Here is a 23,921-nt window from a genome sequence, read left to right as displayed (position 1 = left end):
TGGTGATTGAAACCGATCATCCGAATTATGCTGCGGCCTATTCCACGATCGTGAAAGCGAATTCGCCCTCCATCGAAGCGAGATGCCGTGATCCTTCTTGCTCCAAGGGCATCGAGCCGACACTATTTGTACTTTCATGCCATGATCGAGGGAATCGGAAAACCGCGATGAACGAACTCTGGCGCTTGGACGCGACGAAAATCGCCGCTCTCGTCAAATCCAGGCAGGTATCTGCACATGATGTGGCAACAGCCGCACTCGAGAGGCTATCTGCCGTGAATCCATCGATCAATGCCGTGGTCGACATACGGCCTGAGGACGTCCTGGCGCAGGCGGGCCGGATCGACGCGGCCATTGCCCACGGGGAAGAAGCCGGAGCGCTCGCCGGGGTCCCCGTTACCGTCAAGGTCAATGTGGACCAGAGGGGATATGCCACCACCAACGGCGCGACATTGCAGAAGGATCTGCTGGCGGCGGACAATAGCCCCGTCGTCGACAGCTTGCTCGAGGCCGGGGCGATGCTGCTGGGCCGGACCAACACGCCTGCTTTTTCCTATCGCTGGTTCACCAACAATCGCCTGCACGGCCATACGAAGAACCCCCATGACCCCACGCTGACGCCGGGCGGATCGTCAGGCGGCGCGGCCGCGGCGGTCGCGAGCGGCATCGGTTCTCTCGCGCATGGCACGGATATCGCCGGCTCGATCCGCTATCCCGCCTATGCCTGCGGCATCCACGGACTGCGCCCCTCCCCCGGGCGGGTGGCGGCCTATAACGCCTCGTCTCCCGAGCGGGATATTGTCGGCCAGATCACGGCGGTATCCGGGCCCTTGGCCCGCTCGATCGACGATCTCAGGGTCGCGCTAAAGGCGCTGTCGCGCCGGGACGCGCGCGATCCGTGGTGGACGCCGGCGCCGCTGACGGGGCCGGAAGTTGCAAGGCGCGCCGCTCTTTGCCTCGATCCGGGCAAGATCGGCACCTGCGAGCCGATCCGCGCCAAATTGCGCGATGCCGCCCGGCATCTGGAGGCCGCCGGCTGGATCGTCGAAGAGGTCGGGGATCTGCCGCCGCTACGCGAAGCGGCCGAACTGCAGACCCGGCTCTGGATCGGCGAGGGCTACGAGGCCAAGCTTGCCGCCGCCGAGAAGGAAGGCGATCCGGGCGCGTTCGCCGTTTTACGGGGCCACCAGGCGCTTGGCCGCTCCACCACCCCCGCCTGCTATTCGCAGGCGTTGACCCGGCGTGCCACCCTGATCCGGCAATGGCAGCTCTTCATGGAGACCTATCCGGTGGTATTGCTGCCGGTGTCGGCCGATCTGCCGTTCGAGGACGATCTGGACCTCAAGGGTCAGGCGGCATTCGAACGGGTCTGGGAGGCTCAGATCCCGCAGATCGGGGTGCCGTTCCTCGGTTTGCCCGGGCTCTCGGTCTTTACCGGATTGACCGGGCGAAGCCCGACTGGGGTTCAATTGCTTGCGCCGCGCTTTCGCGAAGACCTGTGCCTTGCGGCAGGCGCGGTCATCGAAGCCGCCTTCGGACCGCCATCGGTGGTGGATCCCGCCGGCAACTGACGCTTGCCGGTCCTGCATCGGGGCTTTGCCCGAATGCACCGCTCCCAAAGCGCCTTCAGCAGGTAAAGGCGACGCCGGAAGGGCTTTCGATGATCGCTCCGTGTAGCCGTTTGGCGCCCGCAGTCGAGGCGTTTTCTAAACGAAAGCCTCTCAGCCCTTCTGAAAACCGCTTTAGCGGCGTTGAAGCTCGCGACACTGGCGCAGGCATTCCATCCAGTCCGGTCCGATGACGAAGCGAACGATGCCCGCCCCCGCCACGAGCCCGGCAAGGGGTAGAACCAGAAAGGGCCAAAGTTCGATGGTCATCGCGTCACTCTCCTCACACGCGCGGCCTTCTGCCCTCTCCTCATGACAGGCCGATGACTGCAGACCTGGCAATCGCAGGCGCGCCTGTGGGCCCAAAACTTCCGCCCCGTGTCAAGAATTGGCCTGAGGGCCCCGGCTTTTTTCGGTGGCGTAGAGGGCAACCGCCATCGCCCGGTTGCGCACCTCCAGCTTGTCGTAGAGATTCTTGAGGTGATATTTGACCGTGTTTTCCGAGATTCCGGTGCGGGCGGCGATCTGCAGATTGGTCCAGCCATCCGCGAGCACGGCAAGCAATTCACGCTCGCGGGTGGTGAGGCGTGACAGCGGCGTGTCGTTGATCTTGGACACGTCCAGATAGGGGATGCAGATCCGGCCATGGGCGACCGCCACCAGCGTGTCGAACAGGATGGCGGGATCGTCGAACTGATAGCAATAGCCTTGAACGCCCAGGCGCACGCATTGCTTGAGAATGGCAATGTCATGATCGTTCGAGAAGATGACGATGCGTGCGTGCAGGCTGCGCTGGCGCAGTTCCTCCAACACTTCGGCGCCGTTCATGTCGGAGAGTTTCCAGCCCAGAACGGCCAGGTCGAAGTTCGGCTCGGCTACCGCCGTCAGGAAAGCCTCGCCGGACTGCACACTGGCGACCAGCTCGAAGCGGGCGTCATTCTTGATCATCTCGCCGAGGGCCGCCACCACCAGCGGGTTGCGCTCGGCGATCAGCACCCTGAACCGGCCTTCCGGAGCTCCCCGCATCCTATCGACCTCGATGCCCTGACGCTGGCTTTTCCCCTCGGCGTTCATATGTCCCCCGATTTGCGACGCGCGCCACCCCTGATCCGACGTCTTCTGTTTTGGGCCTTCTGTGTTTCGGGCGTTCCAAGCCGCGACGGCAATTCAGTGCCTGCCTCACGCAATATTCATATCGTGAAACATTTTTTCATTCCAGTGCTTATATGTCGCTGACAAGCACGTTTCATTTCTCCCCTGCGCAGTGAATCAATCTTTGTCCGCAAATCGCAACATAGTTTGTCCTTAGGCGACGAAACCCCGCTCCGAACCTCCGCTGCACAGGAACGGCCCTGCCCGGGCCAAAGCACGGATATTTGGGGGCCGGTGATCGGATGCGGACCTGGACGGCCGAGCGGGCATTAAATGACATATGAAGCGGGGGAACCGCAGACATTGATCTGGTTGCCGGCCGCGCCTTGCCGTGGTCGCCGGCATGAGAACGCCCGGCGCTCAGTCGGCTGGGCGATCACTCTCGGACGTTGTCAGCCGCATCGCAGTTGGCGATCCGGCAGTCCGTCGCTTCATGCCACCTTGTCGGGCACTGCTCGCCCCTCGAAGAAGGCAGTGAGGTTGTCGACAGCCCGCATGCCCATGGCCACGCGGGTTTCTTCTGTGGCGCTGCCGAGATGCGGCAGCAGGACCACATTCTCCAGACGCAGGAGCGCGGCAGGCACAGCCGGTTCCCCATCATAAACATCGAGGCCGGCGCCTGCGATCTGCCCGCTCTCGAGCGCGGCGATCAGCGCTTCCTGGTCGACCACGTCACCACGCGCGGTGTTGATCAGGAAGGCACCCGGTTTCATCGCCCGCAGCCGGGCCGCATTGATCAGGTGCCGGTTCTCCGCGCCGCCCGGACAATGCAGGGAGACGAAATCCGCCTCGGCCAGCACCTCTTCGACGCTTGCCAGCTGCCGTGCTTCCATGGCTCTGACCGTCTCGTCGTCGACTTTCGAGCGGTTGTAGAAGACGACCTTCATATCGAAGCCGAAATGAGCGCGCTTGGCCGTTGCCTTGCCGATCCGGCCCATGCCGATGATACCGATGGTCTTGCCGCTCACCTTGGAGCCGATCATATGGGTAGGGCACCAGCCCCTCCAAGCGCCGGCGCGCAATTGACGCTCTCCCTCCCCTGCCCGCCGCGCCGCCGCGAGCAGCAGTGCGAGGGCAATATCGGCAGTACAGTCGGTGAGCACACCCGGCGTATTGGTCACGGTCATGCCGCGGGCGCGTGCCGCATCGATGTCGATATGGCTGAAGCCGACGCCGAAATTGGCCAGGAGCCTGGTTCGCACATCCTTGTCGGGAAAAACCGAGGCAGGCAGCTTATCGCTGACCGTCGGCAGCACGGCATCGAATTGCCGGAACGCGTCGCTCAACTGTGACGGGGCCAGCGGCGTATCATCCTGGTTGAACGTCGTATCGAACCTGTCGGCCAGGACCCGCTCGACCGAGGCGGGCCACCGCCGCGTTACCAGTATCCGAGGTGTCATCGCACTTCCCCCATCAGGGCTGCTGAAATCCGACGCGGCGGACCGGATCGCACTCGTTATTGAGCCGGCAAAAGCAATGGTCGAAGACCGGCTTCGCCCACCCGCCATGGCCCGAAGGCTGCCATCGAACGATGTCCCGCAGGAGGCGCGCACATGGCCGAGCCGGCGATGGTCGCGCTCCCTGGCGGCCCGCTCAGGCCGCCTTCCTGCTCTCCAGCACGCCGGCGACCGTCGGCCCGAAGGCTGCCGGCGTCGGCACGATGGTCACGCCGGCATCGCGCAGGATCTCGACCTTTTCCTGCGCCGACTCACCGAAGGCGGAGATGATGGCGCCGGCATGGCCCATGCGCTTACCCTTTGGCGCCGACAGGCCGGCGATGTAGGCGATCAGCGGCTTGCGCATGTGATGCTTGGCCCATTCGGCGGCTTCGGCTTCCTGCGGTCCGCCGATCTCGCCGATCATCACCACGGCATCGGTATCCGGATCTTCCTCGAACAGTTTGAGGATATCCTTGAAGGACGAGCCGTTGATCGGGTCGCCGCCGATGCCGACGCTGGTGGAGACGCCGATGCCGAGGGCCTTCATCTGCGAGGCCGCCTCATAGCCGAGCGTACCCGAGCGGCCGACGATGCCGACCCGGCCCGGCAGATAGATGTTGCCGGGCATGATGCCCATCAGCGCCTGGCCGGGCGTGATCACGCCGGCGCAGTTGGGGCCGATCAGGCGCATGCGTTCCTCATAGCGGAAGCGCCGCATATAGCGCTTCACCCGCATCATGTCCTGGGAGGGAATGCCATCGGTAATGCAGACACAGAATTTGAGGCCGGCATCGGCGGCTTCCATGATGGAATCGGCCGCAAAGGGCGGCGGCACGAACACGATCGAGGCTTCGGCGCCCGTCTCCCTGACGGCACCCTTCACCGTGTTGAAGACCGGGATGCCATTATGCTCCTGCCCGCCCTTGCCGGGGGTGACGCCGCCGACGACATTGGTGCCGTAGCGCTTCATGTCCTGGGCGTGGAAGGAGCCGATCTTGCCGGTCAGGCCCTGGACGATGACGCGCGTCTTGCGGTTCAACAGAACTGCCATTTCGCTTCCCCCCTCAATGCTTCTTGGATTTGGAAAAGGCGCGCATCGCCTCGACCGATTTTTCGGCCGCTTCGGCCAGCGTGTCGGCTACGATCACCTTCTCGCCGGATTCGGCGAGGATACGCCGCCCCTCTTCGACATTGGTGCCGGCCAGGCGCACCACCAGGGGCACGTTCACGCCGACCTCGCGCATCGCCTTGACCACGCCCTCGGCCACCCAGTCGCAGCGATTGATACCGGCGAAGATGTTGACCAGGATGGTCTCGACATTCTTGTCGGCGAGCACGGCGCGGAACGCCTTGGCGACACGCTCGGGCGAGGCACCGCCGCCGATGTCGAGAAAGTTCGCCGGCTCACCGCCGGCGATCTTGATCATGTCCATCGTTGCCATGGCCAGGCCCGCACCGTTGATGATGCAGCCGATATTGCCGTCGAGCCCGACATAGGACAGACCGCGATCGGAGGCGAAGGTCTCGCGCGGGTCTTCCTGCGACTTGTCGCGCAGTTCCGAAATCTCGGCGCGGCGGAACAGCGCATTCTCGTCGAAGGACATTTTGGCGTCGAGGGCGATCAGGTTGCCGTCGCGGGTGACGACCAGCGGGTTGATTTCCAGCATCGAGGCGTCGTAGTCGCGGAAGACGCGGTAGCAGCCGAGCAGCGTGTCGACCGCCTTGCCGATCAGATTGTTTTCGAGCCCCAGGCCGAAGGCGATCTCGCGGGCCTGGAACTGCTGCATGCCCGCGCCGGGATCGACGATGGCGCGAATGATGGAATCGGGCTGCTTTTCGGCGATTTCCTCGATCTCCATGCCGCCGGAGGCCGACGCCACGATCATCACGCGCTCGGATTTGCGATCGAGCACAATGCCGAGATAGAGTTCCTGGCGGATGTCGACGGTTTCCTCGACATAGAGGCGCGAAACCAGCTTGCCCTTGGGCCCGGTCTGGTGCGTCACCAGCTTGCGCCCGAGCATGGCCTCCGCCGCCTCCGACACCTCGCTGTCGGACTTGCAGATGCGGATGCCGCCGGCCTTGCCGCGGGCACCCGAATGGATCTGGGCCTTGACCACCCATTTGTCGCCGCCGATCTCGCTGGCGCGATAGGTCGCCTGCTCGGGGCTGTAGGCAAGTCCGCCGCGCGGAATCTGCACCGAATAGCGCGAGAGCAGTTCCTTGGCCTGGTATTCATGGATATCCATGTCTGTAACCTCGTCAGTTGGGCAGGCCGGGGCGCGGCTGGGTCGACTGTTGGATGGCCTCATGCATGACCAGGACGTTGCGGGCCATGCGTTCGGACGCGGCATCGATCATCTTGCCGTCGAGGGCTGCGGCACCCTTGCCCTGCTCCTCGGCTTCCCGGAGCATCTCGATGATGCGGCGGGCGCGGTTCACTTCCTTTTCAGGCGGCGAGAACACCTCATTGGCGAGCGCGATCTGCGTGGGGTGGATCGCCCATTTGCCTTCGATGCCCAGTGCGGCGGCACGCCTGGCTGCCGCGATATAGGCCTCGGGATCCGAGAAATCGCCGAAGGGACCGTCGATGGCGCGCAGCCCATAGGCCCGGCAGGCCACCGTCATGCGCGACAGGGCCGCATGCCATTGGTCGCCGGGATAATCGGGGTTGAGGCCACCGATCGAGACGGTGCGTGCCTTGCAGCTCGCCGCATAGTCGGCGACCCCGAAATGCAGCGCCTCGAGCCGGCCGCCATAGGCGGCGATCGCCTCGACATTGGCCATGCCGAGCGCGGTCTCGATCAGCCCCTCCAGGCCGACGCGAGTCTTGAAGCCCTTGGCGGTCTCGATCTGGTTGACCATGGCCTCGACCATATAGAGATCCGCGGGCACGCCGACCTTGGGCACCAGGATGGTGTCGAGCCGGTCGCCTGCCTGCTCCATCACGTCGACGACGTCACGGTACATGTAGTGCGTGTCGAGGCCGTTGATGCGTACCGAAATGGTCTTGCCGCGGGCACGCCAGTCGATCTGGTTGAGGGCCTCGATGATGTTCTTGCGAGCCCGCTCCTTGTCGGGCGGCGCCACGGCATCCTCGATATCCAGGAAGATATAGTCGGCCGCGCCGTCGGCGGCCTTGCTGATCATGTCCGGATTGGAGCCCGGTACGGCGAGTTCGCTGCGCTGCAGGCGCAGTTTCCGCAGATGATGGATGGTATGGCTCATTCTAGAGTCCCTTGAGATGGCGGCGACCTCTTTGCCCTCCCCTCGATGGAGAGGGTCGACCTAAAAGGGGGCGGGGTGGACGAACTCAGTCCCTGACACGAGGAACAACCCCTCCCCATCGATGGGGGGTAAGGTTGCGCCTCAGGCGGCCTTGGCCAGGCTCGGCTGGGCCGACAGGCGGTAATGCTCGAGGGCCGCGCCGACGCCGGAGCCGGGCTGGATCTTCACGCCGCAATCGCGCAGCGCCATTTCGGCCGCCGAGATCGCGCCGCACATCATCACATCGTTGACCCAGCCGAGATGGCCGATGCGAAACACTTTGCCGGCGACCTTGTTGAGACCGACACCGAGGGAGGTCTGGTAGCCGTAATGGGCCCGGCGCACGATTTCGGCGCTATCGATGCCTTCCGGCACCAGGACCGCGCTGACCGTGTCGGAGTTCCATTTGGCCTCCTTGGCGCAGAGCTTCAGCCCCCAGGCCTCCACCGCCTTGCGCACGCCTGTGGCCAGGCGGTTATGACGCTCGAAGACAGCCTCGAGGCCTTCCTCAAACAGGAGATCGAGGGCAACCCGAAGCCCGCGCAGGAGCTGTACGGCCGGCGTATAGGGAAAATAGCCGGTGTCGTTGGCGCGGATCTGGTCCTCGAAGGAGAAGTAGCAGCGCTTGTGCCCGGCCGCCTTGGCGGCTGCGAGAGCCTTCTGGCTGACCGACAGGAAGCCGAGGCCAGGCGGCAGCATGAAGCCCTTCTGCGAGCCGGAGACGGCGCAATCGACGCCCCAATCCTCCTGGCGGAAATCGATCGAGCCGATCGAGGAGACGCCGTCGGCGAAGAGCAGGGCCGGATGCCTGGCCGCGTCGAGAGCGGCGCGCACGCCGGCGACATCGCTGGTCACGCCGGTGGCCGTTTCGTTATGCGTGACGAAGACGGCCTTGATGCGGTGCTCCTTGTCCTGGAGAAGCCGTTCGGCATAGATCTCGACCGGGCAGCCCGTGCCCCATTCGACATCGACCACGTCGACGTCGAGGCCGAGGCGTTCGGCCATGTCGACCCACAGATGCGAAAACTGGCCAAAGCGCGCCATCAGCACGCGGTCGCCGGGGCTGAGCGTATTGGTGATCGCCGATTCCCAGGCACCCGTGCCCGAAGAGGGGAAGATGAAGACGCGGCCGGTCTCGTTGCGGAACACTTTCATCAGGTCGGCGAACAGGCCGCGCGTGAAGGTCGGATAGTCAGGCGCGCGCATGTCCTCCATCGGCATGTTCATCACCTGGCGGACGACCTCCGGAACATTGGTCGGTCCTGGAACGAAAAGCTGGGTGAAGCCGGCCATCTAAATCCTCCCGAATGTGCGGCGGGTCCTGAGCCTGCCGGTTGCTTTCGAGGCTGATGATCGGTCGAGGGGCCTTCCGCCCACAACACCTGTCGGGATAGATTCACGAGCCTGAGGGCGTTGGACGCCCCCTACACTTTAAGAGCCTGCTGCGCCCCATCGGATGGGTGAGACCCTACCCGCTCTGCTCCAGAGAGGAGCTTGCCGCCCGAAGCCTCGCCCGGAAAATATCCCGATCGCCATTGCGAGAGATCGCCGAACCGATCTGCGGTGCCATTCCTGTTCATCGCGCTCTGCTTCGCTGACTTGTATCGATAGCGACAAGGCCAGCGTCGGATGTCGAAACACGGCGAATTACAAGTGTCGCGAGATATCCGCCGGGCCTCGTCTCATCTTCAGTTGGCATTATGTTACCGATACTTCTGCCGCCATAGAGAGCCGTCGGCAAGTGCGCCGAGCAAACCAGTTGAATTCGTCTCTGGTGCCGAGGCCATCTGAAAACTGCCATGATGGAGACGGCGCAGTTGGCTGCGACTGCAGGCAATCTCAGGTTCCACACGGCGCTATAATACCAACGTATAATACCGGCAGAAACAATCAGTAAAAAAAGCCGATATAGATTTGATGGCACGATAAAGAGGAAACAATCCTCGATCGAGATAGAGGGCTTGGGGGCGAGCCCGACTTTCGGACCGATCTGCCGAAGGAAGCACCAGAATGGTTTCAAGGCCCGCATGACTTTATCGCCGACAGAAATCCTCACCGGGATTCGCGTGGACGAAGGCCGTTGCCTGCATGCCCTGCAGGCTGAACGGACCTTCAGCACCTATGGTCTCACCGAACGCGGCAGCGCTGGAAGGCGCACCAACATACCTCCGGCCGCCATCGATCTGGTCGGCGGCTGCGGCCTCCACCGCACGGCCTTGATGCGCTGCCTCATGGCCTCGGAGACGGCGCTTGCGGTGGAAGGCTTCAGGGATGTCGAGGCTTGGGCGGCCGCTTCCTTTCGTGCCACCGACGTTCTGCTCATCGCTTCGGACCATTCCCCCAGCATCGCAACGATCGGCCGGGACATAGGCGCGATATGCGAGGCAGCACCTGCAGCCCGCATTCTCGTGCTCGCCGACATCACCACCCAGCCCATGCTGATCGCGCTTCTCAAGCAGGGCGCAAGGGGTGTCGTCCCCTTGGAATCGACGATCGACAACGTCATCTTTGCGGCCCGCCTCGTCCGCCGGGGTGGACTGTTCACGCCTCTGCTGGCGGCGGGCCCAGGGAAAACCGACACGCCCGATCCCAGGGAGCACAAGCAGCCCCTGCAGGCTCTGCTGACGCCCAGGCAGCTCGAAATCGTCCTCGAATTGCGCAAGGGCTCTTCTAACAAGGACATTGCCCGCGAACTCGGGATGAGCGAGTTCACCGTGAGAGTGCACATCCGCAACATCCTGCGCAGGCTGAAAGCTCGCAGCCGCACGGAAGTCGTGGCGAGAACGAACGCCCTGCAACTTCTGCCCGCTCGGTCGCGCGAGACGCGGGAAGCCTCCGGGGCCGTCCATCAAGCTGGCTAGAGCAAAGTGCGCGCTTTCACCGGATCGCACTTCTCTCCAATTCTTTGTTGACGCGTTTTCTCAATCGAAAACTCCGTCAGCTTGCGCAGCCAGCCCTCACGATCGACCGCCACCGTGCGGACCGGAACCGCCCATGCCCCACAAGCTCTATGCCCTGCTGCGAACACTGGAGCGGCATCACCTCTGGTTCATGATGGATCGCCTGGGTTCGGATTCCGTCACCCTGACGGTCACGGTGGAGGAAAACCGGCTGGAGATCGACATCTTCGAGGACGAACGGGTCGAATATGCCTGTTACAAATCCAACCAGAAAATCGCCGCCGGAGGCAAGAACCTCGACGCTCTGATCTCAGGGCTGGCGGCCATAGGGCGGCAATGGCCGCCTGCTCCGCGATAGCGCGAGAAAGCAGCGGCACCGCCGAGGGAAGAGTGGCGGCGGACATCAAGAAAATCGGCCCGACACGATCCGCTCCCTTCGCCCCATGGATGAACGGGGCCACTTGGCATGCGCCATGGCGCCATGAGGCGCTCGGCTCGCTTCACGCGGTTTCCGCAGTCCCCGTGCCCAGTCCTCGAGCCATACCGCTCTCTGCGAACCGATCGCGCCTCCGACCCAAAGCGAAACCCGACCAGGGAGGTCAATTCCTGGCCGGGCTCCAATTGCTCAGGGTCTCGCGAACCCAGTGTGATGATAGGGCATCAGCTGCCTTCGCACCACAAGCGCGAGGTTGCATTGACGGCCGGTCGAATAGATATCACGTGTAATTATCTTTGATTACAATGCAACTATAGCGCGATTCCAGTAATATTATTCCGAATAATCGGTTGTATTTTTGAGCTCGTATTTTTGCTTACATTCACGATAACTATTGAAATTGTGGCCTTTTGGTTACACAGATGCCCAAAAAGACCATATATCCTGAGACATAGATCGGATTCTTTTTGCGATGACTCGGGAAGTGTCGCAATCTCGCCCCCGGTAACAACCTCAAAGGGGGAGTCGCATGGCGACCAAATCTCTGCTTCTAGGAACCATTGCCGGCATCGCTGTCGTCGGCGTCGCCCAGGCCGCCGATCTGCCCATGACCAAGGGCGAGGCCGTTGAATATGTGAAGGTCTGCTCGGCCTTCGGTCCGGGCTTCTTCTACATCCCCGGCACCGATACCTGCCTGAAGATCGGCGGTGAAATCCGCGCCGATTATCGCGGCTTCGGCGGCAGCGGCAGCGGCCGCGTCGAGACGACCGTCAACGGAGGAACGCCGACGGTCACGCGCTCGAACTTCAAGTGGAGCCGCAACAACGATCGCACGGCCTTCAACACCCAGGCCCGCATCTGGTTCGATGCCCGCACCCAGACCGACTGGGGCCTGCTGCGCTCCTACTTCCAGATCAATGCCGACTCGCATCCGATCAGCCATCAGGGCCGCGGCGGCGTCTATAACGGCAACACCTTTACCATCGACAAGGCTTTCATCCAGTTCGGCGGCCTGACGGCGGGTTATGCCCATTCCTTCTTCGGCTTCTACGACAATGAATATGGCGACACGATCTGGGCGCCCTATTACGCCGAGAGCAACACCGTCAACCTGCTGGCTTATACCGCCCAGTTCGGCGGTGGCTTGAGCGCCACCCTGTCGGTGGAAGACGGCCGCGATCATCGTTCCGACGTCGCGGTGAAACAGGGCGGCCAGCAGGTCCCTGACGTGGTCGGCCAGCTGCGCTGGGATCAGAGCTGGGGCTCGGTCGCCATCCAGGCTGCAGGCCACCAGTTCCGCTCGGCCGAGGCCGTCGACGCCAATGGCGTTCCGCTCCTGGCCACCGATCCCGACTACATCCCCCACAAGCAGAAATATGGCTGGGCCGTGGGTGGCACGGGCCTGTTGAAACTGCCCTTCATCGACGGCGGACATTTCATCGTTGAAGGCCAATATGCTGACGGCGCCCTCGACTATCTCGGCGCCGGCAACAGCATCTTCAACAATTACAGCGACTATTATTTCGGCTCGAACAGCACCTTCCGCGCCGGCAAGGGCTGGTCGGTCGTCGGCGAACTCGGCGGCAATATCACGCCCGTCCTGAACGCCAACCTCGTCGCCAGCTATATCGACGTTCGCTACGATGACCTGCTCGGCTTCGCCGGCAAGAAGTCGTTCGACAAGGAATTCACGGTCGCCGCCAACCTCACCTACACGATCGTGAAGGGCCTCACCATCGGCGCCGAAGTCGCTTACACCCGGGCAGACTTCAACCTGGGTTCGAGCAGCACCACCACGGCCGACGGCGAAACCACCACCACGGTCACCAACACCAAGGCTACGCCCAATATCTGGCAGGCCGGCATTCGCATACGGCGTGTATTCTAAGTCTCTCAGTACAGCATCAAACCATGAGGGCTCGGCTTGCGCCGAGCCCTTTTAATTGGCTCATCCGTCGGGGCAATCGCAGAATCATGACGACGCGGGCCGGCGATGGGAAGCGCCGGAATGTCATTCCTTATCTTGATGACACGATATTAATAGCCGGCTACCAGTAGCGTCTAGCGGCACCGAAAAGCCTCGGCCTTGGCACGATTGCCGCAGGTGCGCATGTCGCACCAGCGCCGGCCCGCGCCCCGCCCGCGATCGATGAAGAACCAGGTGCAGCGGCTGCATTGCCTCAGACGGGAGGCATCTTGGCTGCGCAGGAGCTCCTCCAAGGCCAAAGCGAGCGCGTCCAGCCAGCGCCGAGGGCTGCGGGCATCCGGCCGCCAGCGAAAACGTCCTCCCTCCCCCGCAAAGGATCCCCGCCCCATGGCATCGCGGATCGAGCGCTCCAAGCCCGCCATGGTTGGGGAAGCGCGATCGGCCTGGCCTGCAAGGCCGAGGATTGCCTCATAAACCTGTTCCCTGAACCCGTGCAGCCTCGCCAGCTCGCCATCATCGTCGAGCGCAGTATCCTGAAGAAACGAAGCGAGCTCATGGCCCGTCAGCAGGCCCGCACCGCGAGCCCATCCGCGCATCGCATCCCAGCTGCCGATCTTGTCGTCCAGGCGGGTCTTGCCGGTGTCCGCAACGGTGTTGACGAAATCAAGCACGGGATGGCCACCGACATAATCGGCCTCGCTCCACCCTTCGGCAAATCGGCTCAGAGACTCGGAAATAACCATTAATTTGAATTTAGAGGTTGCACGCTCAAAAATCCAGACTAACCTATAATTTCAATAAAGGGGTTATCCCGGGAGAAGCGCCATGTTGGAACTCACCAACCGTTTCACCTTTGAAGGCAGCCGGATCGCATGGGGCGTGCTGGGCGACGGCCCTGCCCTGGTGCTGGTGCATGGCACCCCCTTCTCGTCACAGGTCTGGCGCCGCATCGCGCCCTGGCTTGCCCGCAGGCGGCGGGTGTTTTTCTACGATCTGCTCGGTTATGGCCAATCCGACATGCCGGACAGCGATGTTTCGCTCGGCATGCAGAACCGGCTTCTCGGGGCCATGCTGCGCGAATGGGGCCTCGAGCGACCGCAAATCCTCGCTCATGATTTTGGCGGCGCGACCGCCTTGCGGGCTCATTTCCTCGACGATGTCGCCTTTTCCCGTCTGACCCTGGTCGATCCCGTCGCGATCGCTCCGCAGGGATCTCCCTTTGTCAGGCATGTCGGCCATCATGAAGCCGCCTTTGCGGAACTGCCAGCCTATGCCCACCGCGCCCTCGTCTCGGCCTATATCGGCAACGCCGCCGCGCAGCCTCTCAGCGAAGAGGCGCTGTCGATCTATCGGGATCCCTGGCTGGGCGACATCGGCCAGAGGGCCTTCTATCGCCAGATCGCGCAGATGAGCCAGCGCTATATCGAGGAAGTCGAGGCTCGCTATCGGCGCCCGGACTTTCCCACGCGCATCGTCTGGGGAGAGGACGACGCCTGGATCCCCATCGCGCAGGGCCGCAAGCTCGCCGACCGCCTCACCGATGGCGCCCTCATCCGCGTGCCCCGGGCTGGCCACTTGGTTCAGGAGGACGCACCGGAGGCCATCGTCGCCGCCGTCCTGGACGACCCTGCCTGAGCCGAGCGGGCCCTCGTGATCGTGCAGGGTTCGCAACCAGGCGAAGCCTGCCGCTCCTGCGGGAACACCTGACGACAGCAGGAGCCCCCGTCAGGAGAGGCATCAGTCCTCGACGCCATTCCGTTCACCCGCCGGTCCCCTCCCCTGCGCACCCATCCAGAATCCCGGGTGGTCGGAATGCGAGTCCGGCGCTTTGACCTAGGCCCTCCTGGTGGGGCCGGCAGACATCCCACCATGACAGCAGCGATTCGCCTTGGGGTGGATTTGGCGTGTCGACTGCGGATGGCAATGCTGCAGAAAGGCCTTTGCCGGCGAGAAAGAAAGATGTCGACCGGAGGTCGACACTCCGTCTCTCCCCTGCCCCGAGGGGTCGCGTTGCAGCGGCCGGCCCGCGCCGCTCTTGGCGCCTTGGAAAGAACCGCTTGCCGGTATAGTGACCGCCGCCGACCACTCCCAGTCGGTTTGTCATTCGCGCCGGCTGCGAGAGAGGCCGGATCACCCTTCCCGCCATCGCCAGCCGGTGTCCGAAACGTCTTCGGTCACCGCAAGCACTGCGCGATCCCCTGGTTTCGAGATACTGCCTCGGCGAGGATAGAATCTGCGGGAATCAGACTTCGATTCCCGTCAATAGACAACGACGCAAATCTTTTATTTTTCTTCCCTGCTTTCGCTACCGTTTTGACAGCCGTGCAAACCGCGAAAAACGGGCGATAATACAAAAAGATAGAATCGAAACGGGCCGCCCTGAAAGTGATTCGAGACACTATTTCGGCGTTAACCTTTCATTAACCTAAAATTCATTGCCGCTCCGCGAGAATCGGGCATAATTCCCGCTTGAAATGTTGTTTCATGCGAAAAAGCGTTATTCCGAGAATCGTCGTCGATGAACATGTCGATCTCCAACCAGGACCTGGAGGCATTCAGCTTTCACGAGACCATCCTCCAGCAGGGGGAATTGATCTCGGACAAGCTCAACATGCTCAGGGTCGAACATTATCCGCCGAACGCGATGAAGAGCCTGCGCTCTTTCTCGCTGGCGGAAGTCGCCTATTTCCTCGGCGTCACCCAATCCAACGTCAAGAAACTCCATCTGGAAGGCAAGGGCCCGATCCCGACGACCTCCAGTTCGGGGCGGCGCAGCTATACGGCCGAGCAGATGCTGGAACTTCGGCAATATCTCGACCGGCACGGCCGCGCGGACTTCAAGAAATATGTTCCGCATCGCCGCGCGGGCGAAAAGCTCCAGATTCTCTCGGTGGTGAACTTCAAGGGCGGCAGCGGCAAGACCACGACCGCCGCCCATCTTGCCCAGCACCTCGCCCTCACCGGCCACCGGGTGCTGGCCATCGATCTCGATCCACAGGCCTCGCTTTCGGCATTGCACGGCATCCAGCCCGAGCTCGACAAGAACCTCTCGCTCTATGAAGCCCTGCGCTATGACGACCAGAGGAAGCCGATCAGTGAGGTGATCCGGCCGACCAATTTTCCCGGCCTCGACATCGTGCCGGCCAATCTGGAATTGCAGGAATACGAGTACGACACGCCGCTGGCTGCCTCCAACCGGGCTTCGCCGGACGGGCGGCTGTTCTTCACGCGCATCACCAACGCGCTGAGGGAGGTCGAGGATCGTTATGACGTCGTGGTGATCGATTGTCCCCCGCAGCTCGGCTATCTCACCCTGACCGCGCTGACGGCGTCGACCTCGGTCCTGATCACCATTCACCCCCAGATGCTCGACGTCATGTCGATGAGCCAGTTCCTGCTCATGCTGGGCGGTGTTCTGCGCTCGATCAGCAAGGCCGGGGCGGAAGTGCGCCTGCAATGGTTCCGATATCTGGTTACCCGCTTCGAACCGATCGACGGGCCCCAGACCCAGATGGTCGGCTTCATGCAGGCGCTGTTCCCTCACCAGATGCTCAAAAATCCGATGCTGAAATCCACTGCGATTTCGGACGCCGGCATCACCAACCAGACCCTGTACGAAGTCGATCGCTCCCAGTTCATCCGATCGACCTATGACCGTGCGATCGAGGCCCTCAACGCCGTGAACGAGGAGATCACCGGTTTGGTCCACAAGGCGTGGGGGCGGCGATGAGACCGATTTTTGACAGCCGTGCAGATCGGCAAAAAAACGCATTCTTTCAATATGTTGAACGAGAGCAGGGGAGGGCGCTTTGGCACGCAAGAATCTTCTAGCGAGCATTACTGGCCCCGCTGCGGACCGGACGATGCATGAAACGCGCTCGGACTATGCCACGCGTGGTGCATCGCGCTCGATGATGCTGTCGATCGAGGAATTGGCCGAGAGCGCCAAGCGCCTCACCGAGGGCGAGACCATTGTCGCGCTCGATCCGGAGCTTCTCGACGCCTCCTTCGTCTCCGACCGCATCGAGGACGATGAGGAGGAATTTGCCCTGTTCCGCCAGGGGATCGAGAAAGACGGGCAGCTTCAGCCCATTCTCGTCCGCCCTCATCCGGAAGGTAACGGGCGCTATATGATCGTCTTCGGTCATCGGCGGGCGCGCGCGGCCCGTGAGCTCGGCATCCGGGTGCGTGCCGTGGTGAAGAATGTCGAGGAAATCGCCCATATCATCGCGCAGGGCCAGGAAAACACCCGCAGGGCGGATCTGTCCTTCATCGAGAAATCGCTGTTTGCCGCCAAACTGCTCGCGATGGGACAGAGCAAAGAGACGATCAAATCGGCCCTCACGGTCGATGACACGCTGCTGTCGCGCATGCTGTCGGTCGTCGAAATTGTGCCCGCCTCGGTCATCGAGGCGATCGGTGCCGCCAAGACGATTGGCCGCGACCGCTGGGAGGAACTCAAAAAACTCCTTCTACGGCCCGGCGCAGCCAGCCAGGCGGAGGAGCTTCTCGCCACGGAAGACTTTCGCCGTCTCGACACGCCAGCCCGCTTCAACCAGTTGCTGACGCATCTCCAGCGCGCGCGCAAGCCGGTCCGAACGGCCTCGGCGCCGCAATCGGCCGGCAACTGGGCTGCGCAGGACAAGCGCGTGGCCGCCAGCTACCGGAACACCGGAAAGTCCTTCAGCCTGTCGCTCAAATCGAAGGATGCGGGCGAATTCGGCCACTACCTTTCGTCCAACCTGGAGGCACTTTACGAAGCCTTCAGGGAAGCGAAACAACGCAACCAAACAGGAGATTAACCCCGCAAAAGAAAAAAGCCCCCGAGCGTCGCCGCGCGGAAGCCTTTTCTGTCGTAAGCAAACAGAGAATCTCATTTCCGCGAATCACTGTCAAGCGTTTCAGGCGTCGTATTTCGACGAGCGGATTTCTTTTGCCTGGATAAGGTGAAAGAGAGTGCAAATTCATCATGCAACGTCGCCCTTTGGGCGGCGAACGCTGACGCTTGCCCAGATAGCAAGCCAGGCGATCGCCAAGACGCGCCCAACCACGCGCGCGCTTCCGAAATGGGAGATCTATCAGGCTCTATGCACGGCACGGATGCGGCTCGGTATTTCCGAGCGCGCCTTGGCCGTACTCAATGCGCTGCTGACCTTCCATCCCGAGACCACGCTGTCGGGCGAAGCCATCATCGTCTTTCCGTCCAACGAGCAGCTCAGCCGCCGCGCCCACGGCATGCCAGCCTCCACGCTGCGGCGCCATCTGGCCGTACTTGTCGACGCGGGCCTGATCATCCGGCGCGACAGCCCCAACGGCAAGCGCTATGCCCGCCGCGGCCGTGGCGGCGGCATCGAACTCGCCTATGGGTTCGATCTGGCACCATTGCTTGCCCGCGCCGACGAGTTTCTGCGTCTCGCCGCCGAAGTCGAGGAGGCCGCCCGCTCGCTCAAACTCGCCCGCGAGCGCATTACCATCTGCCGGCGCGACATTTCCAAGATGATTGCCGCCGCGCAACGCGAACTGATGGGCGAAAGTCCCGACGAAGGCCAGATCTGGCTCGACCTGCACACCCTCTATCGCAATCTCATCGAAACCATGCCACGCCGCGGCACCCTCGAACAGCTCGAGACCTTGGCGGACCAGCTCTCGACGCTCGCCGACGACATTCTCAACCGATTGGAATTACAGGTCAAAACCGCAAAACTGAGCACCATTGAGTCCAGCAATGAGCGCCACATACAGAAATCAGATCCAGAATCCCTTCTTGATTCTGAACCGGTAACCCAGGCTGAGCATGCGGCAAAACCAGCACCGGCAAGCCGAACAGCTCTAATCCAGGGCAGCTACACGCTCGGGATGGTCCTGCGGGCCTGCCCCGATATTCTCGATTATACCCGCAACGGCATCGGCAATTGGCGTGATTTCCTCGGCGCCACGAGCCTTGCCCGCTCCATCCTGCGTATCAGTCCGAGCGCCTGGGAGGAGGCGCAGACCGTGATGGGCGAAACACAGGCCGCCGTGGCTGTCGCCTGCATCGTGCAGAGAGCCGCCAACATCAATTCCGCCGGCGGTTATCTGCGCAGCCTCACCCGCAAGGCCGAGGCAGGGCAATTGTCGCTCGGCCCCATTTTGATGGCGCAAATCCATGCCCGCGAGCCTCAACTCTCACGAAACTGACGGCCGCCATGGCCAGGACGAAACGATGATGATGTCTTTTGCAAAAAAAAACGGCCGGAAAACCGGCCGCTGCTTGGATAGGCATCCAAGAAGTTTCTCTTGGGAGGAAACCCCGGGAACCCATCGACCCACCGGGGAAGAATGGGGACGTGCTCCCGACGAGAGGGATATGGCGAGAGACAGCTTCCGGTTCAAGGTCGTGCGGCGTTAAATATCGGCAAGGTTCGAACTGGCAGCCCATTTGCGAGAGACTGATGCCGAAAAGTGCCCTTCTCGATGTGGCGGAAGCTAAATCTATGTTAGGTTCCGTTATTTGATTTTTCATTAGGGTTATCAGGCCTTTGAAAATAGCCGGTTTGGAGCTCGAAAAGCTGCCCTGGAGCGAAATCGCGGTCCCACTCGCTACCGCGGAAGATGGACTTGCGCGGCTCGACGAGAGATTGCGTACGAGCCCGATCCGGGAAGGCTGGATCGCGCGCACCCATTTCTACGATGCCGCTGGCAGCCTCTGGCTCGACGGCGAACTGGTTCATCTGGAGGATCTCGTGCTCCACGATGCAGCCATGGATGCACGCACACCGACCCACGAGCTCACCCGCGCCCATGCCGTCCTGCGAGCGCGGCGACGCATCGCCGCTGCTCCGCCGGATTGGGCTCTCTCCCAGGACGGATTGGCGGGACTGCTCGGCAGGGAACCTCCCGTGCAGAGCGGATCGCTTCCTATCTCCCGGGAAGCCGATGACTTCAAAAACCACGGAAAGGACAGGGCGTCCGCCCAACGCGATGAGACGGAGGACGACCAAGCCTGGGCCGCCGAACTCGCCGCAATCGATGCCGTCGTCTCGCGCTCATCCGCCGTGCTGGCCGGAGAGGTCGCCTCTTCGCCCAATCGCAAGCCGGACATTTATGATGCCGACTGGGACGAGGAGGCACGGCTCGAGGAATGGCGCGAAGACGTCAAGCGTCTGGACGGCTTGCCGCCGGTGCTGGCTGCGGCGGCGGCGATCCTGGCCTGGGAAACCATCGAGCCCCTTCAATATGCCGCCTGGCTTGGGCGCGTACTGGGAGCGGCCGTCCTGCGGGCACGCGACAAGGCACGCTTTCATCTGCCCTGTCTATGCGTGGGCCTGCGAGCTTTGCCGCGGGAGACACGATTTGCCCGTGGTGACGGACCCCGGCTGCTGGCCTTCATCCAGGCTATCGCGGCCGCCGCGGAACAGGGCCTGAAAGATCACGACCGCTGGATCCTGGCTCGGCACCAGCTCGAACGCCATTTGGCCGGCCGCCGCTCCACCTCCAAATTGCCGGCCTTGATCGAGCTGATGCTGACGACCCCTCTCGCCTCGGCTCAGCTCATCGCCAAGCGGCTCGACATCACACCGCGGGCGGCACAGGATCTCGTAACGGAACTGGGGGTGAGGGAGATTACCGGGCGGGGCCGCTACCGGGCCTGGGCGATCATCTGAGCGGACAGGTGACGTCGGCCGTCCTTACACCGGTTGAGGGCGGCGGGCGCTCAGCTCCTGCAGGCGTTTGACGGCCCTTTCGGAAAGGGCACGGGAGCGGCGCGTGCTGTTGTCGACGAGCACCACGACACTCTGTCCCTGCGCAACACAGGCCCCATTCTGGAACACGGCCTGATCGAGCGTGATCGAACTGCGGCCGAAGGCGTTGACCCTCGTGCCGATCTCCACCGTTCCGGGCCAAAGCACCTCGGCGCGAAAATCGATGACGACACGCGCAAGCACGAAGGAGCTGCCGGCCTCCGCGATGGGGGAGGCGAGATCGTGGAGGAGCTCGACCCGGCCGGTCTCCAGGAAAGTCGCAAAGACCGCATTGTTCACATGGCCTTGCCGGTCCGTATCGCCATAGCGCAGCTTGTCGGTGGTCACGAATTCGTAGTCCGCCGGCACGGGCAGGTCAGGCATCGGGCAACTCCGGAACGGCCTTGTGGTGGGGAGCCTGGCGCGCAAGGCCGTCGAAGAGGTCGAGCAGGCGCTCGCGCCAGGCATGGACGGTATCGTCGGTCGCCAGGAGCGCGACATTGCTGGTACAGCGGGCCCACATGAACATGCCGAAGACGCAGTAATCGGCGTAATTGGGCTGCTGGCCCCCGAGGAAGGCCTGCCCGCCCAGCAGATGGCGCAGCGGCGTGAGCGTGTGACGCAGCCTGTCGAGATGGACCTGCTGGTCCTGCACGACCTGTTCCAACGTGTTGCCATAGCGCTGTTCGCGGGTCGCGCGGAAATAGTCCCGATCCTTCTCGTCGAGGATATTGTGGATGTCGAGCAGGATCAGGCGGGCAATGGCGGGCAGCAGGGTCGTATCGGCCCAGCTGTTGACGAAACGCGCCACGGCTGCGGCTTGCGGCGCGCCGAAGAGGGGAGGGCGGTCGGCAAAGCGTTCTTCCAGGTGAAGCGCGATGCGCCAGGAATCGGAAACGACGTGGGCTCCGTCGATGAGGACGGGCACCAGTCCCTGGCCCGAGAAGGCGATGGCCTCCTTGTCGGTGAAACGCCATGGCCTCCGGTCGGCCTGAAGCCCCTTGTGGGCCAGAGCCATCCGGATCTTCCAGCAATGCGGGCTGAAGCGAAGCTGCGGGTCGGATCCGGCGAGTTCGTAAAGAATAAGTCTTGGCTCGTTCATGCCGCCTCCCATGCACAAGTGGCATCCGGGTGGAGAATCAGAATCGATCACACCTCATCGGCTATAACATGACGGGGACTTGAATCAGTTCCCCGCATGCCCGGAATATGATCGATCGTGATGACCTCGCGGCAATGAGCCTCGAAGGCGTCGACGATGCGGGGGCGTCGTATGTCCTTCAGGCAGGCCAGCCCCATCACCATCGGGGAGAGATTGCCTTCGAGTTCGACATAGGCAAGGGGGCGGCCGTTTTCCGCTATCATATTCACCGGCCTCACTGTCAGCATGGAAAAGCCGAGGCCCGCACCGACATAGGAACGCAGGGTCGAGGGACTGGCCGTTTCGGCGACGATTCGCGGCGTGATGCTGCGCTGCTCGAACATGGACAGGAAATATTGGCGGCTGAGCGGCAGGTCGAGCAGGATGAAGGGTTCGTCCGCCAGTTCCTCCAGGCGGACGCTCGATCTGGCGGCAAAAGGATGGCTCGCCGCCAGCAGCACATAGGACGGCATCTCCACCAGCGGCTGGAAGCTCATGTCCGGCGTGAGATTGAGCTGATAGGTCAGGGCGATGTCGATCCGCGCCGAGCGCAGGCCTTCCAGGAGTTCGGCTTCGCTGCCTTCGGTCACCACCATCTGGGCGTCAGGATATTTGGAGACGAAACCGCGCCAGAGCTCCGGCATGATCACGGAGGAGAAGGTCGTGAACGAGCCGACATTGATCGGACCCGAGACGATGGAGCCAGCGGCATTGGCGACATCATAGAGTTCATAGGCGGCGCGCAGGGATTCCTTGGCAGCCCTCAGCAGGCGCTTGCCCGCCGTGGTCAGCGACAGGCCCTGGGCGTGCTGGCGCACGAAAATCTGCACGCCCAGCTCGGTTTCCAGATGCGAGATCGCCGCTGAGACCGAAGGCTGGGAGATGTTCACGAGCTCGGCCGCTCGGGTGACGCTGCCGGTCTCGCCGGCGGCGACGAAATAGCTCAATTGTCGCAAGGTAAAACGCATGGGTTGCTCCTCACGCGGCCGGGCACGGATTGTGGGTTCAACGCTGCGGCCCTGGATGGCGGATGTTACCGTCGGACAAAATTCCCTGTTCGATGCGGTACGTCAAAGCGGCAACTGGCCGCTCGGCGGGAAGCCGTCAGAGCCCGATGGCAAGGCGGTCGACCAGCGCGGCAAGCATGGCGTCGCAACGTCCGAGCTGGCCGGCGCCGATATATTCGTCGGGCTTGTGGCCCTGCGCCATGAAGCCGGGACCGCAGACCGCCGTCGCCAGGCCGAGCCTGTCCTGAAACAGGCCGCCCTCGGTGCCGAAGGCCACCTTGAACGTCGGGTCCCGGCTTTCGGTGATCAGGCGCAGCAGCGCCACCACCGGCGAATCGGCAGGCGTTTCCAGGCCCGGATAGGCATTGACCTCATCGATCGCGATGGCCGCCTCCGGAAAGTCCGGACGCAGAGGCGCGACGATCGCCTCGGCATCCTCCTTCAGGCCGGCGACGATGGCCTCGGGATCATCGCCGACGATGTTGCGGATTTCGAATTCGATCTCGCAGCATTCCGGCACGATGTTGAGGGCCTGGCCGCCGCTCATCCGCCCGGCATGGAGGGTGGTATAGGGGATCTCGTATTGGTCGTCGCGCCGGCCGGTTTCGGCGAGGAGGCGCTGGCGCTCGCGCAGCCTGCCGAGGAAATCCGCCCCCAGATGCAGAGCGTTGAGCGCGAGCGGCGCCAGCGCGGAATGGCCGGCACGGCCCGTACAGCAGGCCCGCAGCGCCACCTTGCCCTTGTGCCCGGTGGCGATCCGCATGCCGGTCGGCTCGCCGACGATGCACAAGGCAGGGCGGATACTGCCGGTTGCCAACCGATCAATCAGGCTGCGCACGCCGACGCAGCCGATTTCCTCGTCATAGGACAAGGCGAGATGAAGCGGGGTCTTCAGCTCCTGCCTTGCCGCCCGCAAGGCCGTCGCCAGGGCCGATGCCAAGAAACCCTTCATGTCGGTGGTGCCGCGCCCATAATAGCGGCCATCCTGTTCATGCAGACTGAACGGATTCGTGCTCCAGGCCTGCCCCTCGACCGGAACGACATCGGTATGGCCGGAAAGCACGACGCCGCCATCCGTGGCGGGCCCGACGGTCGCGAACAGATTGGCGCGCGTGCCATCCGGGCTCTCGGCCAGATCCCAGCCGATGCCGGCGCCGTCGAGCAGGCTGGTGACATAGCCGATCAGCTCGCGGTTCGATTGCCGGCTGATGGTCGCAAAACCGATCAGGTGCTCGAGAATGTCCAGTGTCGTCGGTTCGGCTGCCATGCTGTCATCGCCACATGAAGGGCCCGATCCTTTGGACCGAGCCCCGATTGTCATGAC

The 23,921-nt window shown here is 62.8% G+C and carries 21 protein-coding genes; 9 read left to right on the top strand and 12 right to left on the bottom strand.

From position 1 onward, the window contains the following. The first annotated feature begins 167 nt into the window (after positions 1 to 167). Positions 168 to 1,571: an amidase family protein gene (locus tag J8I29_RS15310; RefSeq protein WP_209432410.1), complete on the top strand. Its 1,404-nt coding sequence runs from the start codon at positions 168 to 170 to the stop codon at positions 1,569 to 1,571. A gap of 171 nt (positions 1,572 to 1,742) precedes the next feature. On the opposite strand, the gene J8I29_RS30300 is transcribed toward J8I29_RS15310, so the two are convergent. From J8I29_RS30300 to J8I29_RS15280, 7 genes are all read right to left on the bottom strand, one after another. After that, a complete protein-coding gene (locus J8I29_RS30300) occupies positions 1,743 to 1,877 on the bottom strand; it encodes a hypothetical protein (protein ID WP_280870591.1) in 135 nt (44 codons plus the stop codon). A gap of 111 nt (positions 1,878 to 1,988) precedes the next feature. After that, positions 1,989 to 2,633 (bottom strand): response regulator transcription factor, encoded by a 645-nt coding sequence (locus J8I29_RS15305; protein ID WP_105863945.1) that lies wholly within the window; start codon positions 2,631 to 2,633, stop codon positions 1,989 to 1,991. A gap of 557 nt (positions 2,634 to 3,190) precedes the next feature. Further along, positions 3,191 to 4,159 carry a D-glycerate dehydrogenase gene (locus J8I29_RS15300; protein ID WP_209432314.1) on the bottom strand — a complete coding sequence of 323 codons (969 nt, stop codon included), beginning with the start codon at positions 4,157 to 4,159 and terminating at the stop codon, positions 3,191 to 3,193. 193 nt (positions 4,160 to 4,352) lie between these two features. Next, positions 4,353 to 5,249 (bottom strand): succinate--CoA ligase subunit alpha, encoded by an 897-nt coding sequence (sucD, locus tag J8I29_RS15295; protein WP_105863814.1) that lies wholly within the window; start codon positions 5,247 to 5,249, stop codon positions 4,353 to 4,355. 13 nt (positions 5,250 to 5,262) lie between these two features. Further along, positions 5,263 to 6,447, bottom strand: a complete 1,185-nt coding sequence (locus J8I29_RS15290) for a malate--CoA ligase subunit beta (protein ID WP_105863813.1) — start codon at positions 6,445 to 6,447, stop codon at positions 5,263 to 5,265. Between the two features lie 13 nt (positions 6,448 to 6,460). After that, entirely contained in the window at positions 6,461 to 7,426 is a 966-nt protein-coding gene (locus tag J8I29_RS15285) for a CoA ester lyase (protein ID WP_209432313.1), read from the bottom strand. Between the two features lie 141 nt (positions 7,427 to 7,567). Continuing rightward, positions 7,568 to 8,758, bottom strand: coding sequence for an aminotransferase class V-fold PLP-dependent enzyme (locus J8I29_RS15280; RefSeq protein ID WP_209432312.1), 1,191 nt, complete (start codon positions 8,756 to 8,758; stop codon positions 7,568 to 7,570). Between the two features lie 734 nt (positions 8,759 to 9,492). On the opposite strand from J8I29_RS15280, the gene J8I29_RS15275 reads away from it, so the two are divergent. The 3 genes from J8I29_RS15275 (at position 9,493) to J8I29_RS15265 (ending at position 12,689) form a co-directional block, all read left to right on the top strand. Continuing rightward, a complete protein-coding gene (locus tag J8I29_RS15275) occupies positions 9,493 to 10,326 on the top strand; it encodes a response regulator transcription factor (protein WP_209432311.1) in 834 nt (277 codons plus the stop codon). 133 nt (positions 10,327 to 10,459) lie between these two features. Next, a complete protein-coding gene (locus J8I29_RS15270; RefSeq protein ID WP_209432310.1) occupies positions 10,460 to 10,723 on the top strand; it encodes a hypothetical protein in 264 nt (87 codons plus the stop codon). 607 nt (positions 10,724 to 11,330) lie between these two features. Next, the gene (locus tag J8I29_RS15265; RefSeq protein WP_105863808.1) at positions 11,331 to 12,689 is read left to right on the top strand and encodes a porin; all 1,359 of its coding nucleotides are present in this window, start codon (positions 11,331 to 11,333) and stop codon (positions 12,687 to 12,689) included. A gap of 173 nt (positions 12,690 to 12,862) precedes the next feature. On the opposite strand, the gene J8I29_RS15260 is transcribed toward J8I29_RS15265, so the two are convergent. Beyond that, entirely contained in the window at positions 12,863 to 13,471 is a 609-nt protein-coding gene (locus J8I29_RS15260) for a CGNR zinc finger domain-containing protein (protein ID WP_209432309.1), read from the bottom strand. Between the two features lie 82 nt (positions 13,472 to 13,553). Here J8I29_RS15260 and J8I29_RS15255 point away from each other — a divergent pair, with 82 nt between their 5' ends. The 5 genes from J8I29_RS15255 (at position 13,554) to J8I29_RS15235 (ending at position 20,371) form a co-directional block, all read left to right on the top strand. Continuing rightward, entirely contained in the window at positions 13,554 to 14,363 is an 810-nt protein-coding gene (locus J8I29_RS15255) for an alpha/beta hydrolase (protein WP_209432308.1), read from the top strand. A gap of 883 nt (positions 14,364 to 15,246) precedes the next feature. Further along, positions 15,247 to 16,458, top strand: coding sequence for a plasmid partitioning protein RepA (gene repA, locus J8I29_RS15250; RefSeq protein WP_209432307.1), 1,212 nt, complete (start codon positions 15,247 to 15,249; stop codon positions 16,456 to 16,458). Positions 16,459 to 16,537: 79 nt separating this feature from the next. Beyond that, positions 16,538 to 17,530, top strand: a complete 993-nt coding sequence (gene repB / locus J8I29_RS15245; RefSeq protein ID WP_209432306.1) for a plasmid partitioning protein RepB — start codon at positions 16,538 to 16,540, stop codon at positions 17,528 to 17,530. A 154-nt stretch (positions 17,531 to 17,684) separates the two neighbouring features. Beyond that, positions 17,685 to 18,905, top strand: a complete 1,221-nt coding sequence (gene repC, locus J8I29_RS15240; protein WP_209432305.1) for a plasmid replication protein RepC — start codon at positions 17,685 to 17,687, stop codon at positions 18,903 to 18,905. A gap of 356 nt (positions 18,906 to 19,261) precedes the next feature. Then, positions 19,262 to 20,371: an RHE_PE00001 family protein gene (locus J8I29_RS15235; protein ID WP_348536024.1), complete on the top strand. Its 1,110-nt coding sequence runs from the start codon at positions 19,262 to 19,264 to the stop codon at positions 20,369 to 20,371. Positions 20,372 to 20,395: 24 nt separating this feature from the next. On the opposite strand, the gene J8I29_RS15230 is transcribed toward J8I29_RS15235, so the two are convergent. The 4 genes from J8I29_RS15230 to argE form a co-directional block, all read right to left on the bottom strand. Further along, the gene (locus J8I29_RS15230) at positions 20,396 to 20,833 is read right to left on the bottom strand and encodes a thioesterase family protein (RefSeq protein ID WP_105863802.1); all 438 of its coding nucleotides are present in this window, start codon (positions 20,831 to 20,833) and stop codon (positions 20,396 to 20,398) included. Beyond that, positions 20,826 to 21,551, bottom strand: coding sequence for a glutathione S-transferase family protein (locus J8I29_RS15225; protein ID WP_105863801.1), 726 nt, complete (start codon positions 21,549 to 21,551; stop codon positions 20,826 to 20,828). Before J8I29_RS15225 ends, J8I29_RS15230 begins: the two co-directional genes overlap by 8 nt. A gap of 47 nt (positions 21,552 to 21,598) precedes the next feature. Continuing rightward, positions 21,599 to 22,558, bottom strand: coding sequence for a LysR family transcriptional regulator (locus J8I29_RS15220; RefSeq protein ID WP_209432303.1), 960 nt, complete (start codon positions 22,556 to 22,558; stop codon positions 21,599 to 21,601). Positions 22,559 to 22,694: 136 nt separating this feature from the next. Then, positions 22,695 to 23,864 (bottom strand): acetylornithine deacetylase, encoded by a 1,170-nt coding sequence (gene argE, locus J8I29_RS15215; RefSeq protein ID WP_209432302.1) that lies wholly within the window; start codon positions 23,862 to 23,864, stop codon positions 22,695 to 22,697. Between the last annotated feature and the right edge of the window lie 57 nt (positions 23,865 to 23,921).

The sequence above is a fragment of the Labrys sp. LIt4 genome (assembly GCF_017813775.1).
In the GTDB taxonomy this organism is placed as follows: domain Bacteria; phylum Pseudomonadota; class Alphaproteobacteria; order Rhizobiales; family Labraceae; genus Labrys; species Labrys okinawensis_A.
Note: the sequence above shows the minus strand (reverse complement) of the source record. Positions and strands in the feature narration are given on the sequence as shown.

What these genes read in the sequence shown, in the direction of transcription:
- J8I29_RS15310 (WP_209432410.1), top strand. Translation starts at nt 168, where the DNA reads ATGAACGAACTCTGGCGCTTGGACGCGACGAAAATCGCCGCTCTCGTC.
- J8I29_RS30300 (WP_280870591.1), bottom strand. Translation starts at nt 1,877, where the DNA reads ATGACCATCGAACTTTGGCCCTTTCTGGTTCTACCCCTTGCCGGGCTC.
- J8I29_RS15305 (WP_105863945.1), bottom strand. Translation starts at nt 2,633, where the DNA reads ATGCGGGGAGCTCCGGAAGGCCGGTTCAGGGTGCTGATCGCCGAGCGC.
- J8I29_RS15300 (WP_209432314.1), bottom strand. Translation starts at nt 4,159, where the DNA reads ATGACACCTCGGATACTGGTAACGCGGCGGTGGCCCGCCTCGGTCGAG.
- sucD (WP_105863814.1), bottom strand. Translation starts at nt 5,249, where the DNA reads ATGGCAGTTCTGTTGAACCGCAAGACGCGCGTCATCGTCCAGGGCCTG.
- J8I29_RS15290 (WP_105863813.1), bottom strand. Translation starts at nt 6,447, where the DNA reads ATGGATATCCATGAATACCAGGCCAAGGAACTGCTCTCGCGCTATTCG.
- J8I29_RS15285 (WP_209432313.1), bottom strand. Translation starts at nt 7,426, where the DNA reads ATGAGCCATACCATCCATCATCTGCGGAAACTGCGCCTGCAGCGCAGC.
- J8I29_RS15280 (WP_209432312.1), bottom strand. Translation starts at nt 8,758, where the DNA reads ATGGCCGGCTTCACCCAGCTTTTCGTTCCAGGACCGACCAATGTTCCG.
- J8I29_RS15275 (WP_209432311.1), top strand. Translation starts at nt 9,493, where the DNA reads ATGACTTTATCGCCGACAGAAATCCTCACCGGGATTCGCGTGGACGAA.
- J8I29_RS15270 (WP_209432310.1), top strand. Translation starts at nt 10,460, where the DNA reads ATGCCCCACAAGCTCTATGCCCTGCTGCGAACACTGGAGCGGCATCAC.
- J8I29_RS15265 (WP_105863808.1), top strand. Translation starts at nt 11,331, where the DNA reads ATGGCGACCAAATCTCTGCTTCTAGGAACCATTGCCGGCATCGCTGTC.
- J8I29_RS15260 (WP_209432309.1), bottom strand. Translation starts at nt 13,471, where the DNA reads ATGGTTATTTCCGAGTCTCTGAGCCGATTTGCCGAAGGGTGGAGCGAG.
- J8I29_RS15255 (WP_209432308.1), top strand. Translation starts at nt 13,554, where the DNA reads ATGTTGGAACTCACCAACCGTTTCACCTTTGAAGGCAGCCGGATCGCA.
- repA (WP_209432307.1), top strand. Translation starts at nt 15,247, where the DNA reads ATGAACATGTCGATCTCCAACCAGGACCTGGAGGCATTCAGCTTTCAC.
- J8I29_RS15230 (WP_105863802.1), bottom strand. Translation starts at nt 20,833, where the DNA reads ATGCCTGACCTGCCCGTGCCGGCGGACTACGAATTCGTGACCACCGAC.
- J8I29_RS15225 (WP_105863801.1), bottom strand. Translation starts at nt 21,551, where the DNA reads ATGAACGAGCCAAGACTTATTCTTTACGAACTCGCCGGATCCGACCCG.
- J8I29_RS15220 (WP_209432303.1), bottom strand. Translation starts at nt 22,558, where the DNA reads ATGCGTTTTACCTTGCGACAATTGAGCTATTTCGTCGCCGCCGGCGAG.
- argE (WP_209432302.1), bottom strand. Translation starts at nt 23,864, where the DNA reads ATGGCAGCCGAACCGACGACACTGGACATTCTCGAGCACCTGATCGGT.